Below are 13,255 nucleotides of genomic sequence, written 5' to 3' on the forward strand. Positions count from 1 at the left end.
CGCTGGCTCCCGGCTGACCTCAGCCCCCGGCCGCGGTCTTCTTCACCCGGAACCAGCCGGCATACAGCGCCGGCAGGAACAGCAGGGTCAGGGCCGTCGCCACGATCAACCCACCCATGATCGCCACCGCCATCGGTCCGTAGAACACGCTGCGCGACAGTGGAATCATCGCCAGCACCGCCGCCAGCGCGGTCAGCACGATCGGCCGGAAGCGCCGTACCGTCGCCTCGATGATCGCCTGCCACTGCGACATGCCGGCCCGGATATCCTGTTCGATCTGGTCCACCAGAATCACCGAGTTGCGCATGATCATCCCGGACAGGGCAATGGTGCCGAGCATCGCCACGAAACCGAACGGCTGGCGGAACACCAGCAGGAACAGCGTCACGCCGATCAGTCCCAACGGCGCGGTGAGGAACACCATCGCCACCCGCGAGAAGCTGCGCAATTGCAACATCAACAGGGTCAGCACCACCACGATGAACAAGGGGACGCCGGCGTTCACCGACGCCTGGCCGCGCTCGGAGTCCTCCACGGTACCGCCCACGTCCAGCAGATAACCGTCCGGCAGCTCGGCCCGGATCGAATCCAGGGTCGGCATGATCTGCTTGACCAGGGTCACCGGTTGCTCCTGGCCATAGATATCGGCGCGGACCGTCACGTTCGGCAGGCGGTTGCGGTGCCAGATGACGCCTTCCTCGAAACCGTACTCCAGCGTCGCGATCTGCGACAGCGCCACACTGGTGCCGTTGTCGGTGGGCACCGCCAGGCTCGACAGTGCCGACAGCTCGCTGCGCTCGTGCACGGTGCCACGCAGCAGGATCTCGATCAGCTCGTTGTCCTCGCGGTACTGGCTGACGGTCGAACCGGTCAGTGAGCTGCGCAGGAAGCGCGACAGGTTCGCCGTACTCACCCCCAGGGCCCGGGCACGGTCCTGATCGACATTCAGGTAGACCACCTTGCTCGGTTCTTCCCAATCCAGGTGCACGTTGACCACATGGGGGTTCTCGCGCACCTTGGCCGCCACCTTGCGGGCCAGGGCCCGAACCACCTCGATATGCTCGCCGGTGACACGGAACTGGACCGGGTAGCCCACGGGCGGACCGTTCTCCAGGCGCGTGACCCGCGCACGCAGGTCGGGGAACTGCTCGTTGAGCGTATCGATCAGCCAGGTCCGCAGTTTCTCCCGGTCCTCGATGGTCTTGGCCAGCACCACGAACTGGGCAAAGCTGGCCGCCGGCAGTTGCTGGTCGAGCGGCAGGTAGAAGCGCGGCGAACCGGTACCGACATAGGCCACGTAGTTGTCGATGCCGTCATGCCCCTTGAGCAGACTCTCCAGACGCTTGACCTGCTCGGCGGTGTTGCTCAGCGACGCGCCCTCGGCCAGCTTGAGGTCGACCATCAGCTCCAGTCGCCCGGAAGCCGGGAAGAATTGCTGCGGCACGAAGCGGAACAGTGCCACCGAAGCCACAAAGGCCAGAACGGTCAATACGATCACCGTCTTGCGCCGCCGCACGCACCACTCCACCAGGCGCCGCACCCGCTGGTAGAACGGCGTGGCATAAGGGTCCGGCTGATCGGCGCCATGCTTGGCAGCGTGGATCTTCGCCAGGTCCGGCAGCAGCTTCTCTCCCAGATAGGGCACGAACATCACGGCGGCGATCCACGACGCCAGCAGGGCGATGGTCACCACCTGGAAGATCGAGCGGGTGTACTCGCCAGTCCCCGACTGCGCGGTGGCGATCGGCAGGAAACCGGCGGCGGTGATCAGCGTACCGGTCAGCATCGGGAACGCCGTGCTGGTCCAGGCGTAGCTCGCCGCCTTGAGCCGGTCGAAGCCCTGCTCCATCTTGATTGCCATCATTTCCACGGCAATGATCGCGTCGTCGACCAAAAGGCCGAGCGCCAGCACCAGGGCGCCGAGGGAAATCTTGTGCAGGCCGATGCCCAGGTAGTACATGGTGGCGAAGGTCATCGCCAGCACCAGCGGAATCGCCAGCGCCACCACCATGCCGGTACGCACGCCGAGGGAGAAGAAACTCACCAGCAGCACGATCGCCAGGGCTTCCACCAGCACCTGGACGAACTCGCCGACGCCGGTCTTGACCGCCGCCGGCTGGTCGGAAACCTTGCTCAGGTGCATGCCCGCCGGCAGGCTTTTCTGGAGACGGGCGAATTCGGCTTGCAGCGCCTTGCCCAGCACCAGAATGTCGCCACCGTCGTTCATCGCCACGGCCAGGCCAATGGCATCTTCACCCATGAAACGCATGCGCGGGGCGGGCGGATCGCTGAAGCCGCGGCGGACCTCGGCGAAATCGCCGATACGCAGGGTCCGGTCGCCGACCCGGATCGGCAGGTTGCGAATCTCGTCGACGCTCTTGAAGTTGCCACTGACGCGCAGTTGCACCCGCTCCGTCGGTGTTTCGAAGAAACCCGAGGTGGAAACCGTGTTCTGCTCCTGCAGCGCCTGCTGGACTGCCGCCATCGGTACCCCGAGAGTGGCCAGCTTGACGTTCGACAGTTCGATCCAGACCTTTTCGTCCTGCAGCCCCAACAGGTCGACCTTGCCCACATCCTTGACCCGCTGCAGCTGGATCTGGATGCGGTCGGCGTAGTCCTTGAGCACCGCGTAGTCGAAACCGTCGCCGGTCAGCGCATAGATATTGCCGAAGGTGGTACCGAACTCGTCGTTGAAGAACGGCCCCTGGATATCCGGCGGCAGGGTCTGGCGGATGTCGCCGATCTTCTTGCGCACCTGGTACCAGAGCTCGGGAATCTGCGCCGAGTGCAGCGAGTCGCGGGCCATGAAGGTCACCTGGGACTCGCCTGGCCGGGAGAACGACATGATCCGCTCGTATTCGCCGGTCTCCATCAGTTTCTTTTCAATGCGTTCGGTGACCTGCCGCGAAACTTCCTGGGCCGTGGCGCCTGGCCAGTTGGTCTGGATCACCATGGCCTTGAAAGTGAACGGCGGATCTTCGCTCTGGCCAAGCCTGGTGTAAGACATGGCCCCGACCATCGCCAGCAGCAGCATCAGGAACAGGACGATCTGGCGGTTGCGCAATGCCCATTCGGAAAGATTGAAACCCATCGGGGACTACTCCTTGGCCGCCAGGTTGACGACGCGGTTGGAGCGGTCCACCGGACGCACCTGTTCCCCTTCGTGCAGCACGTGCACCCCGGCCGCCACCACCCAGTCGCTGGCACTGAGGCCTTCGAGCACCGGCACGTTCTTCTCGCCGAAGGCGCCAACCCGCACCGGGGTGCGCTTGAGGGTGTTGTCCGGCTGGACTTTCCAGACATAGGCGGCGCCGTTTTCGGCCGTGAGTGCCGATAACGGCACCGAAAGCGGCACGGCACCGGCATTCTGGACGAAGACCCGGGCACTCTGCCCCAGCTCGGCAGGGATCTTTCCGGAACTGAAGGCGATGCGCGCGGCGAAGGTCCGGGATTTCGGATCAGCCGCCGGCGACAGCTCGCGGATATGCCCGTTGAAGCGCTGGTCCGGCTGGGACCAGAGTTCGACGGCCACCTCCTGACCGACCTTGAAGCGGCCAAAGGCCTGTTCCGGGAAACTGATCAGCACCTCGCGCTCGCCGTCGGCGGCCAGGGTGAAGACCGTCTGGCCGGCGGCCACCACCTGGCCGACCTCAACCTGACGCCTGGCGATCACGCCATCCTGAGGAGCCCGCAGCACCGCATAGCCGGCCTGGTTGCTGGAGACATCGAATTCCGCCCGGATCTGCTTCAGCCGGGCCTCACCGGCACGGTAGGCATTTTCCGCATTGTCGTATTGCGAGCGGCTGACCATCTGCCGCTCCAGCAGGGTCTTGTAGCGGTCGCGCTCGGAGCGCACCAGGTTCAGGTTCGCCTCGGCAGCCGCCACCTGGGCCCGGGTGGCCTCCAGTTGCAGGCGCACATCCTGCGGATCGAGCTCCGCCAATGGCTGGTTGGCCTTGACCCGCTGTCCCTCCTCGACCAGACGCCGGGCCACCTTGCCAGCGATACGAAACGCCAGTTCGGGTTCGAAGCGGGCGCGCACCTCACCGGGATAACTGTCCATGGCCTGAGCCGACAACTGCGGCTGAACCACCATGGCGGGACGCACGGTAACCTGAACCGCCTCTTCGCGATCACAGCCCACGAGGAAAAACGCTAGACTGGCGGGTAACACAAGGGGCAGGACATAGCGGAACATGGTGTAGACCCTTCGCTAAAGAGTGCTTGAAATAATTATACTGGCCAGTATGGTATTTATACCAAACTGACCAGTCCAGTATTAAAGTGAAAAATGTCCGACAATCTTTCTGTGCCCAGCGGCCCGGGTCGCCCCAAGGACCTGGCAAAACGCCAGGCCATTCTTGAAGCCGCGAAAGATCTGTTCCTGAGCAATGGATACGCCAGCACCAGCATGGATGCGGTGGCAGCAGCGGCAGGTGTTTCGAAGCTGACGGTCTACAGCCACTTCACCGACAAGGAGACCCTGTTCTCCGCCGCGGTGGTGGCCAAGTGCGAGGCGCAGCTACCCGAACTGCTGTTCGCCCTGCCCGAGGGCGTCCCGGTCGAATCGGTGCTGCTCAATATCGCCCGTGGCTTCAATCAGCTGATCAACAGCGACGAGTCGGTGAACCTGCATCGCCTGATCATCGCGCTGGGCAGCCAGGATCCCAGGCTGTCGCAGATTTTCTTCGAGGCCGGCCCACAGCGGATGCTGAGCGAAATGGAGCGACTGCTCAGCAGAATCCATCAGAGCGGGGTCCTGGTCATCGACAAGCCGCACCGCGCCGCCGAACACTTTTTCTGCCTGCTCAAGGGCGCGGCGAACTTCCGCCTGCTGTATGGCTGCGGGGAGCCATTGAATGCCGAGGACAGCGAAGCCCATGTGCGCGAGGTGGTGGGCTTGTTCATGCGGGCCTATCGGCCCTGAGCCGGTTCCTTTCGCGGGCGAGCCCGCCCCACGGCAATGACATGATCCACTGTGGGAACGGGCTTGCCCGCGAAGAGGCCTTCAGGGCTTGAGCGCTTTCTTCGGGTAGATATCGTAGCGGCTCGACTTGCCCTCCAGGCCGTGACTGGGCTTGGGCCCGTCGATGCACGGTGCCTTGCGCGGGCGCTTGACCACCACCCGGTGGGTCGCCAGGGCCAGGGCGGCCTCCAGCAGCGCGGGGGCGTCCGGGTCATCGCCCACCAACGGCCGGAACAGACGCATTTCCTTCTTCACCAGGGCGGTTTTCTCACGGTGGGGAAACATCGGGTCCAGATAGATGACCTGCGGCGGCTCGCCCTCCCAGTGGCGCATCACGTCGATCGAGTTTCCCTTGAGCAGACGCATGCGGGACACGATCGGCGCCACCTCCGGATCCTCCAGGGCACGGGCCAGGCCATCCTCCAGCAGGGCACCGATCAGCGGCTGGCGCTCGACCAGGCTCATGTCGCAGCCCAGGCTCGCCAGTACGAACGCGTCCTTGCCCAGCCCGGCCGTGGCGTCCAGCACCCGTGGGCGCACGCCCTGCTGGATACCGACCGCCTTGGCGATCATCTGCCCGCTACCGCCACCGTACAGCCGCCGGTGTGCCGCCCCGCCCTCCACGAAATCCACCCGAACCGGCCCCGGTGCATCCGGCCCCAGTTGCTGCAACTGCAAACCCTGCCCGCCGACCTGCAGGGCGAACTCCGCCTCGGGTTCCTGCAATGGCAGTTCCAGACGCTGGGCCCAGGCCTGGGCCTGGTGTTCAAGCCCTGCGGTCAAGGCTTCGACTCGGATCCGTACGGCCGTCTGCTGCTCACTCATGAAAAACACGCTCAAAAATTTAATGATCGGCGAAAACGGCCGATAACAGAATTATCCGGCATTTTGCCAGAGCTTGGGCCACGACCGAGAACCATGTCAGACATTCAGCGCACATCCATAGGTTATCTATCGCCCGTCGGCGATTACGGCCTGCGAAACTCCCAGGCACTGAGTGGCGTCAGCCACCTGTGGCAGGATTTCTTCGCCCGTGCGCTGGCTGAACAGGTAGGGGATGCACCAAGGCAGGCGGTGGCCGAACTGCCGGCCGATGGCCCGGTCGAACCGACCGCCGGCGCCGAGACCCTGGCGCAGATCGTCGAGCAACTGCACTGCAATGTCACCGACAATCCGGTCCGGCCACCAGAGCCGCTGTTCCTGCCGATCGCCGAGTTCGAGCTCGATCTGCTGAAGAAACCGGCACCGCCCTATCCGGATGACGAAATCATCGCCCAGCAGCGGCAACAGGATTTCGAGAGCGAGTGGGTTCGCCCGCTCGTCCTCACCGCCGGCCAACCACAGCCCGAGCCGGGCCCGGCACCACAGAAGCGTCCGCTGCACCTGCCGATCGCCGAGTTCGAGCTGGACCTGCTGGAGAAACCGGCGCTGCCGTACGACGAGCAAACCCTGGTCAAGCAGCAGCAGGACCTGGACTACGACCTGAACTGGGCACGCCCGCTGGTGGCGCACAACCTGCGTCTGGCGGCCTGAGCCGCCAGCACCGGCCTCAGCCCTTGAACATCTGATTGATCCTGCCGAACGGGATCGCCTGCTCGGCGAAACCGAAGCTGCCCTGCTCAAGGATCTCCTGTGCAGCCTGGTAAAACGCCCCGTACGCCGCACGCGCCAGCGCCGAACCGACGCTAATGCGCTTGACCCCCAGCGCACTCAAATCAGCCACCGACAACGACACGCCACCGGACATCAAGACGTTCACCGGCTTGGGCGCCACCGCCTTGACGATCGCGCGAATCTCCTCGGCCGTGCTCAAGGCCGGGGCATACAGGACATCGGCGCCGGCCTCGGCAAAGGCCTGCAGACGGCGGATGGTGTCACCCAGGTCCCGACGTCCGACCAGAAAGTTTTCCGCCCGGGCCGTCAGGGTGAAGTCAAATGGCAGGCTGCGCGCCGCCGCTACCGCCGCCTCGATCCGCTCGACCGCCTGATTGAAGGGGTAGATCGGTTCTTCGGGATTGCCCGTGGCGTCCTCGATCGAACCACCGACCAGGCCCACTTCAGCGGCCATCAGGATCGTCTGGGCGCACCCTTCGGGACTGTCGGCGTAACCGTTTTCCAGGTCCGCTGCCACCGGCAGCGGCGTGGCCTTGGCAATCACATGGGCATTGTCCAGGGCATCGGCGCGGCTGACCGCACCTTCCGCATCCGGACGCCCCAGGGAAAAAGCCAGCCCGGCGCTGGTGGTGGCCAGGGCTTCGAAACCCAGGGCGGCGAGCATCTTCGCCGAACCGGCGTCCCAGGGATTGGGGATCACAAAGGCTCCGGCACGCTCGTGCAGGGTCCTGAAGGCTTGGGCTCGACGGTTTTGCGCATCCATATGACCAGCTCCTGGCAGAAGAGACGAGTGCCGTCAGAGCAGGCCGAGTTGCTCCGCGGCGGGCTCTCTGTATAGCGCAGTCAGGGCTGGCAGGCCAGGCAAACGTTCCTTCAGGCGCTCGTGAAAACGCTGCGCCAGTTTCGGTGCCAGCAGATTGTCAGCCGTGTGCAGGAAGATATACGGCGTTCGCCCCTCCTCGATCCAGACAGCGACCTTTTCGACCCAGGGGGTCATGAAGGGCTCGTTCGCCGCCAACTCCGGATGGCCGATGAAGCGTACCTGCGGGAACGGGGTGAAGGCCGCCGGCCGCGGCGGCACCCTGGGCTTCTTGGACTGGGCATGCAGCACTGCGGGCTCGGTCGAGGTGCAACTGAACAGTGCCCGCGGATCGAGGCAGATGCGCTCCACTGCGCGGTCCAGCAGCAACCGGTTGAGCATCCGCTCGGCATCGCCCTTGGCGAAGAACTCGGGATGGCGGACCTCGACGGCCAGCGGCTGCTGCAGGCTGTCGATGAAGCCGGCCAGTTCGCTCAACCGATGAGGGGCGAAACTCGCCGGCAATTGCAGCCACAACGGCGACACCCGCGCCCCCAGCGGCTTGAGCAGTTGCAGGAACTCCTCGGCCGCCGGCACCTGGGCCCGCAGGTCGCCGCCATGACTGATATCGCGGGGAAACTTGGCAGTGAAGCGAAAGTGCTCCGGCATGGTCTGCGCCCAGCGCTCCACCGTGCCCGGCGAAGGCCGGGCATAGAACGTGGTGTTGCCTTCGACGGCGTTGAAGACCTGGGAATATAGATCGAGAAAGTCCGTCGGACGGGCGTTTTCCGGATACAGGAACTCGCGCCAGGCGTTTTCACTCCAGGACGGACAACCAAGGTAGTAGGGAAGAACTGAATCGGTCATGCCACCGATTAGATCAGATATGCAGGTCCAGTCCCAACACTTCCATGTCCCACTCGACGAAACCGGCGGTGGTCAGATAGCTGGCCAGAGCCGTGGCGACGCTCCGGCTCATGGAACGGGGAAAGATCATGTCCTGCGGACGCGCTGGCAGGTTGGCCAGACGTTCACCGGCAGCCTCGGCGCGGGCAGCGACTTCGGACAGATCGTCACTGTCGCCGCCCAGCAGTTCCTCATCGGCATCCACCACCACGCCGCCCTTGCGGGGCTTGCGCTTGATGGAATAGGACTGTGATGAAACGCCGTCTATACGCATTGTGGCATGCTCGGAGTCGATGATGGCAATTTAGCAGTACTTGCCGTACGTGGCTATTGTCCAATTGATAACCAGACCACATAACCAATAAAAGGTTTTCACACAACGCCGCCTGCGTGTGCAAAACATGACGTACGGCACATCTTTGACTACTGCGCACGACCTCCCGAGCGCCCGGATTAACCTTCAGTGTAGCTTGGGAATTTGCTCCGGCCTTAGCGCGCCTTGGGCGTGGCGACCTTGTCACGCAGGTAGACCGGCTGTGCCTGGTCGGCAACGATGGCCTCGCCGCGCGCCCAGGAGAAACGCGCCAGGCTCAGCAGGTCCTGGGCGTCAGGCAGCATGCCAGCATCCTGGCCGCTGACCGCGACCTTGATCCGCTCGCCATAGCCCCAGCCCGTGCCCGCACCGAACCAGGCGCCAACAGCCCCCTCCGGCAGCGCCGCGACTTCCGGCGGCAGCACCGCTTCGACGCCGGCCAGGCGCATCTCCCCGGCCTCCTCGCGATAGCAGCCCCAATACACTTCATCCATCCGCGCATCGATGGCCGCGGCGACCTGGCTGGCGCCCTGCTCGCGCAGTGCCCGCTGGGCCAGCACCGCCAGGTTGGAGACCGGCAACACCGGCCGGTCCAGGGCGAAGGCCAGGCCCTGAACCACACCGATGGCGATCCGCACTCCGGTAAAGGCGCCCGGGCCACGGCCAAAGGCGATCGCATCCACCGCCGACAGGCCGATCCCGGCATCCGCCAGCAGTTGCCGGATCATCGGCAGCAGCTTCTGCGCATGCAGGCGCGGGATCACCTCATAGTGGCTCGTCACCTTGCCATCATGCAGCAAGGCGACGGAGCAGGCTTCAGTCGCGGTGTCCAGGGCCAGCAAGGTGCTCATCGGTGTTTCCGTCAGGTCAGAATGAAAAAGTGCAACAGTATAAACAACAACAGCCCGCAAGCGGGCTGTTGTAGAGAGGCAGAGGCGACGATCAGTTCAGCGCTTCGAGCACCTTGCCGGTGATCGCCTCGACCGAGCCGACGCCAGCGATGTGGCTGTACTTCGGCTTGCCCTGGGCCGCCGACAGCTTCTGGTAGAAGTCCACCAGCGGCTTGGTCTGGGAGTGATAGACCGACAGGCGATGGCGAACGGTTTCCTCGGTGTCGTCCTTGCGCTGCACCAGCTCTTCGCCGGTCACATCGTCCTTGCCTTCGACTTTCGGCGGGTTGTAGACGACGTGGTAGACACGCCCGGAAGCCTCGTGAACGCGACGGCCGGCAATACGCTGGACGATCTCTTCGTCGTCGACGGCGATCTCGACCACGTGGTCCAGCTCGACACCGGCCTGCACCAGGGCTTCAGCCTGGGGAATGGTGCGCGGGAAACCGTCGAACAGGAAACCCTTGGCGCAATCGGCCTGGGCAATACGGTCCTTGACCAGCGCGATGATCAGGTCATCGGAAACCAGGCCGCCGGCATCCATGATGCCCTTGGCCTTGACGCCCAGCTCGGTGCCGGCCTTGACCGCGGCACGCAGCATGTCGCCGGTGGAGATTTGCGGGATGCCGAATTTCTCGGTGATGAACTTAGCCTGAGTACCTTTACCGGCCCCGGGAGCTCCCAGCAGAATGACGCGCATCGATGTGCTCCTCAATTTTTTATTTAGAAACGCTCGGATTCGCCGCGTGGGGCCAATCTCAACAATAGGGTGACAGCCGCCCAAACGGCCAAGGGCTGATCAAGATACACAGCCGACCGACCCCACACAAGCCGCCCAAAGTCGCAACGACTCGGGCCCCCGCAACCGTGCAAACCTGCTACCGCGGGTCGCAAGGTGACAATAAAGTGTCGCACGCAAGGCCACGACCGCACCCGACCAGGCGGTCGTGGCCTTGCCCAAGCCTGCAAGCCAGGCCTCGGCTCCCCTCAACCGGTATTGCGCAGGCCGGCGGCGATACCCGCCACGGACACCAGCAAAGCCTGTTCCAGAGGGCTGTCCTGGGCACTTTCCTGGCGCCGCGTGCGGGCCAGCAACTCGGCCTGCAACAGATGCAGCGGGTCCAGGTAGGTGTTACGCAGGCGAATGAACTCCAGGGTCTCGGGGCTGTGGGCCAGCAGTTGCGACTGGCCGGTCAGACCCAGTACCACCGCGCATGCCTGCGACAATAGGTCGCGTAAGTGCGCACCCAGCGGCAGCAGTTCCGCTTCCACCAGACGCTCGTCATAGGAGCGGGCGATATCGCTGTCGGCCTTGGCCAGCACCATCTCCAGCATGTCGATACGGGTGCGGAAGAATGGCCATTGCTCACGCATCTGTTCCAGCAGCTTGCCTTGCCCACGCTCCAGCGCATGGCGCAGGGCCGTCTCCCAACCGAGCCAGGCCGGCAGCATCAGCCGGGTCTGGGTCCAGCCGAAAATCCAGGGAATCGCCCGCAGGCTTTCTATGCCGCCTGCCCGGCGCTTGGCCGGACGGCTGCCCAATGGCAGGCGCCCGAGCTCCTGTTCCGGAGTCGACTGGCGGAAGTACTCGACGAACTGCGGGTTGTCGCGGACTTCGGCCCGATAGGCCCGCACCCCATCCGCGGCCAGTTCGTCCATCAGCTTGCGCCAGGCCGGTTGTGGCGGTGGCGGCGGCAGCAAGGTGGCCTCGAGCACGGCGGCCAGGTACAGGTTGAGGTTCTGTTCGGCAATGTCCGGCAGGCCGAACTTGAAGCGGATCATCTCGCCCTGTTCGGTGGTGCGGAAACGCCCCGCCACCGAACCCGGCGGCTGCGACAGGATCGCCGCATGGGCCGGGCCGCCACCACGGCCGACGGTGCCGCCACGGCCATGAAACAGCAGCAGTTCGACCTGCTGTTCCCGGCAGATGTCCACCAGCCGCTCCTGGGCGCGATACTGGGCCCAGGCCGCCGCCGTGGTGCCGGCATCCTTGGCCGAGTCGGAATAGCCGATCATGACTTCCTGCGGCCCCTGCAGGCGTGCACGGTAGCCGGGCAGCAGCAACAGGCGCTCCATCACCGGCCCGGCGTTGTCCAGGTCGGCCAGGGTCTCGAACAGCGGCACCACGCGCATCGGCCGCAACACCCCGCACTCCTTGAGCAACAGTTGCACCAGGAGCACGTCGGAAGCCGCACCGGCCATGGAAATCACATAGGAACCGAGGGAGGCCGCCGGTGCCGCGGCGATTTCCCGGCAGGTTGCCAGCACCTCGGCGGTGTCCGCCGAGGGCTTGAAGTACGCGGGCAGCAACGGCCGGCGGTTGCCCTGCTCGCGGATCAGGAAGGTCAGCCGGGCATCCTCATCCCAGTCCTCGTAGCGCCCCAGGCCCAGGTAGTCGGTGATCTCGCTCATCGCCGCGGCATGCCGCGACGAATCCTGGCGCACGTCCAGACGCACCAGGAACAGCCCGAAGGTCACCGCACGGCGCAGGCAGTCGAGCAGCGGCCCGTCGGCGATCACCCCCATGCCGCATTCGTGCAGGGACCGATAGCACAGTTGCAACGGTTCCAGCAGCTCGTGGTTGTCACGCAGCACCTGGTCCGGGGCCGGCTGGGTGGACTCCAGCGAATCATGGGCCCATTGCCGGGTCGCGCGCAGCCGCTCGCGCAACTGCTTGAGCACCGCCCGATAGGGCTCCGCGCTGTTGCCGGCCCTGGCCCGCAAGGCTTCGCTGGCATGCTGCATCGACAGCTCGGCAGCCAGGTGATCGACATCACGCAGGTACAGGTCGGCCGCCATCCAGCGCGCCAGCAGCAGGACTTCGCGGGTCACCCTGGCCGTGACGTTGGGGTTGCCGTCGCGGTCGCCCCCCATCCAGGAAGCGAAGCGGATCGGCGCCGCCTCCAGCGGCAGGTGCAGGCCCGTCGCGGCATGCAGGGCCTCATCGGCCTTGCGCAGATAATTCGGAATGGCCTGCCAGAGCGAATGCTCGATCACCGCAAAGCCCCACTTGGCCTCGTCCACCGGGGTCGGCCGGGTGCGGCGGATCTCTTCGGTGTGCCAGGCCTCGGCGATCAGTCGCTGCAACCGCTGGCGGATCTGCTCGCGCTCGGCACCGGTGAGATCACGGTGATCCTGCAGCGCCAGTTGCGCGGCAATCGCATCGTACTTCTGGATCAGCGTGCGCCGCGTCACTTCGGTCGGGTGCGCAGTCAGCACCAGTTCGATGTCCAGACGCGCCAGTTGCCGCGCGAGGGCCTCGGGGCCATGGCCCTCGGCCTGCAGGCGGGCCAGCAGTTCCGGCAGCGCCCGCGCCTCGAACGGCGCCGGCTGGGATTCGTCGCGGCGGTGAATCAGCTGGTACTGCTCGGCGATGTTCGCCAGGTTGAGAAACTGGTTGAAGGCCCGGGCGACCGGCAGCAACTCGTCGTCCCCGAGATCATCGAGGCTGGCACTCAGTTCGGTACTGGCCGCATCGCTGCGATCGGCCTTGGCGCTCTTGCGGATACGCTCGATCTTGTCGAGGAATTCCTCGCCATGCTGGTCGCGGATGGTATTGCCCAACAGTTCACCCAGCAGGTGAACGTCTTCACGCAAACGCACATCGATATCTGACATCGGCAGGCTCTCCGGCGGACTGTGGGACGCTTCCCTGGGCCCAAGAGTGCACCACTGCGACAAGTGCTTACAAGCCGGCGGGTCGATCGCCGTTGGCTGAAAATTCCCCGTCGAACCTCACCGCCAGAAGCTAGTCTGATGATTGGGCA

The 13,255-nt window shown here is 64.9% G+C and carries 11 protein-coding genes; 2 read left to right on the forward strand and 9 right to left on the reverse strand.

Features of this window, described 5'->3' with window-relative positions:
* Window positions 1-19 precede the first annotated feature (19 nt).
* Both ACM62G_RS05875 and ACM62G_RS05880 read right to left on the reverse strand, forming a co-directional pair.
* The gene (locus ACM62G_RS05875; RefSeq protein WP_419736839.1) at window positions 20-3,091 is read right to left on the reverse strand and encodes an efflux RND transporter permease subunit; all 3,072 of its coding nucleotides are present in this window, start codon (window positions 3,089-3,091) and stop codon (window positions 20-22) included.
* Between the two features lie 6 nt (window positions 3,092-3,097).
* Window positions 3,098-4,198, reverse strand: coding sequence for an efflux RND transporter periplasmic adaptor subunit (locus tag ACM62G_RS05880; RefSeq protein ID WP_419736840.1), 1,101 nt, complete (start codon window positions 4,196-4,198; stop codon window positions 3,098-3,100).
* Between the two features lie 93 nt (window positions 4,199-4,291).
* Between ACM62G_RS05880 and ACM62G_RS05885 the strand changes: the two genes are divergently transcribed.
* Window positions 4,292-4,927 (forward strand): TetR/AcrR family transcriptional regulator, encoded by a 636-nt coding sequence (locus ACM62G_RS05885; protein WP_054058475.1) that lies wholly within the window; start codon window positions 4,292-4,294, stop codon window positions 4,925-4,927.
* A gap of 81 nt (window positions 4,928-5,008) precedes the next feature.
* On the opposite strand, the gene ACM62G_RS05890 is transcribed toward ACM62G_RS05885, so the two are convergent.
* Window positions 5,009-5,791, reverse strand: a complete 783-nt coding sequence (locus tag ACM62G_RS05890) for a class I SAM-dependent methyltransferase (RefSeq protein ID WP_054058476.1) — start codon at window positions 5,789-5,791, stop codon at window positions 5,009-5,011.
* A 93-nt stretch (window positions 5,792-5,884) separates the two neighbouring features.
* On the opposite strand from ACM62G_RS05890, the gene ACM62G_RS05895 reads away from it, so the two are divergent.
* Window positions 5,885-6,499, forward strand: a complete 615-nt coding sequence (locus ACM62G_RS05895; RefSeq protein WP_054058477.1) for a hypothetical protein — start codon at window positions 5,885-5,887, stop codon at window positions 6,497-6,499.
* A 16-nt stretch (window positions 6,500-6,515) separates the two neighbouring features.
* Here the strand turns inward: ACM62G_RS05895 and ACM62G_RS05900 are convergent, their stop codons facing one another.
* From ACM62G_RS05900 to ppc, 6 genes are all read right to left on the reverse strand, one after another.
* A complete protein-coding gene (locus ACM62G_RS05900) occupies window positions 6,516-7,343 on the reverse strand; it encodes an isocitrate lyase/PEP mutase family protein (RefSeq protein ID WP_419736841.1) in 828 nt (275 codons plus the stop codon).
* A 33-nt stretch (window positions 7,344-7,376) separates the two neighbouring features.
* Complete coding sequence (locus ACM62G_RS05905; RefSeq protein ID WP_419736842.1) at window positions 7,377-8,246, reverse strand: DUF72 domain-containing protein; 870 nt, start codon at window positions 8,244-8,246, stop codon at window positions 7,377-7,379.
* A gap of 13 nt (window positions 8,247-8,259) precedes the next feature.
* Complete coding sequence (locus ACM62G_RS05910) at window positions 8,260-8,559, reverse strand: hypothetical protein (protein WP_054058480.1); 300 nt, start codon at window positions 8,557-8,559, stop codon at window positions 8,260-8,262.
* Window positions 8,560-8,774: 215 nt separating this feature from the next.
* Window positions 8,775-9,449: a tRNA (adenosine(37)-N6)-threonylcarbamoyltransferase complex dimerization subunit type 1 TsaB gene (tsaB, locus tag ACM62G_RS05915; protein WP_419736843.1), complete on the reverse strand. Its 675-nt coding sequence runs from the start codon at window positions 9,447-9,449 to the stop codon at window positions 8,775-8,777.
* A 91-nt stretch (window positions 9,450-9,540) separates the two neighbouring features.
* Complete coding sequence (adk, locus tag ACM62G_RS05920) at window positions 9,541-10,188, reverse strand: adenylate kinase (protein WP_017905009.1); 648 nt, start codon at window positions 10,186-10,188, stop codon at window positions 9,541-9,543.
* A gap of 287 nt (window positions 10,189-10,475) precedes the next feature.
* Entirely contained in the window at window positions 10,476-13,106 is a 2,631-nt protein-coding gene (ppc, locus tag ACM62G_RS05925) for a phosphoenolpyruvate carboxylase (protein ID WP_054061851.1), read from the reverse strand.
* Window positions 13,107-13,255: the final 149 nt, after the last annotated feature.

Origin of the sequence: Pseudomonas sp. COR18, from assembly GCF_048568395.1 — a bacterium.
Lineage (GTDB): Bacteria > Pseudomonadota > Gammaproteobacteria > Pseudomonadales > Pseudomonadaceae > Aquipseudomonas > Aquipseudomonas fuscovaginae_B.

Coding starts and splice junctions, on each gene's coding strand:
- ACM62G_RS05875 (WP_419736839.1), bottom strand. CDS start 3,091: ATGGGTTTCAATCTTTCCGAATGGGCATTGCGCAACCGCCAGATCGTC.
- ACM62G_RS05880 (WP_419736840.1), bottom strand. CDS start 4,198: ATGTTCCGCTATGTCCTGCCCCTTGTGTTACCCGCCAGTCTAGCGTTT.
- ACM62G_RS05885 (WP_054058475.1), top strand. CDS start 4,292: ATGTCCGACAATCTTTCTGTGCCCAGCGGCCCGGGTCGCCCCAAGGAC.
- ACM62G_RS05890 (WP_054058476.1), bottom strand. CDS start 5,791: ATGAGTGAGCAGCAGACGGCCGTACGGATCCGAGTCGAAGCCTTGACC.
- ACM62G_RS05895 (WP_054058477.1), top strand. CDS start 5,885: ATGTCAGACATTCAGCGCACATCCATAGGTTATCTATCGCCCGTCGGC.
- ACM62G_RS05900 (WP_419736841.1), bottom strand. CDS start 7,343: ATGGATGCGCAAAACCGTCGAGCCCAAGCCTTCAGGACCCTGCACGAG.
- ACM62G_RS05905 (WP_419736842.1), bottom strand. CDS start 8,246: ATGACCGATTCAGTTCTTCCCTACTACCTTGGTTGTCCGTCCTGGAGT.
- ACM62G_RS05910 (WP_054058480.1), bottom strand. CDS start 8,559: ATGCGTATAGACGGCGTTTCATCACAGTCCTATTCCATCAAGCGCAAG.
- tsaB (WP_419736843.1), bottom strand. CDS start 9,449: ATGAGCACCTTGCTGGCCCTGGACACCGCGACTGAAGCCTGCTCCGTC.
- adk (WP_017905009.1), bottom strand. CDS start 10,188: ATGCGCGTCATTCTGCTGGGAGCTCCCGGGGCCGGTAAAGGTACTCAG.
- ppc (WP_054061851.1), bottom strand. CDS start 13,106: ATGTCAGATATCGATGTGCGTTTGCGTGAAGACGTTCACCTGCTGGGT.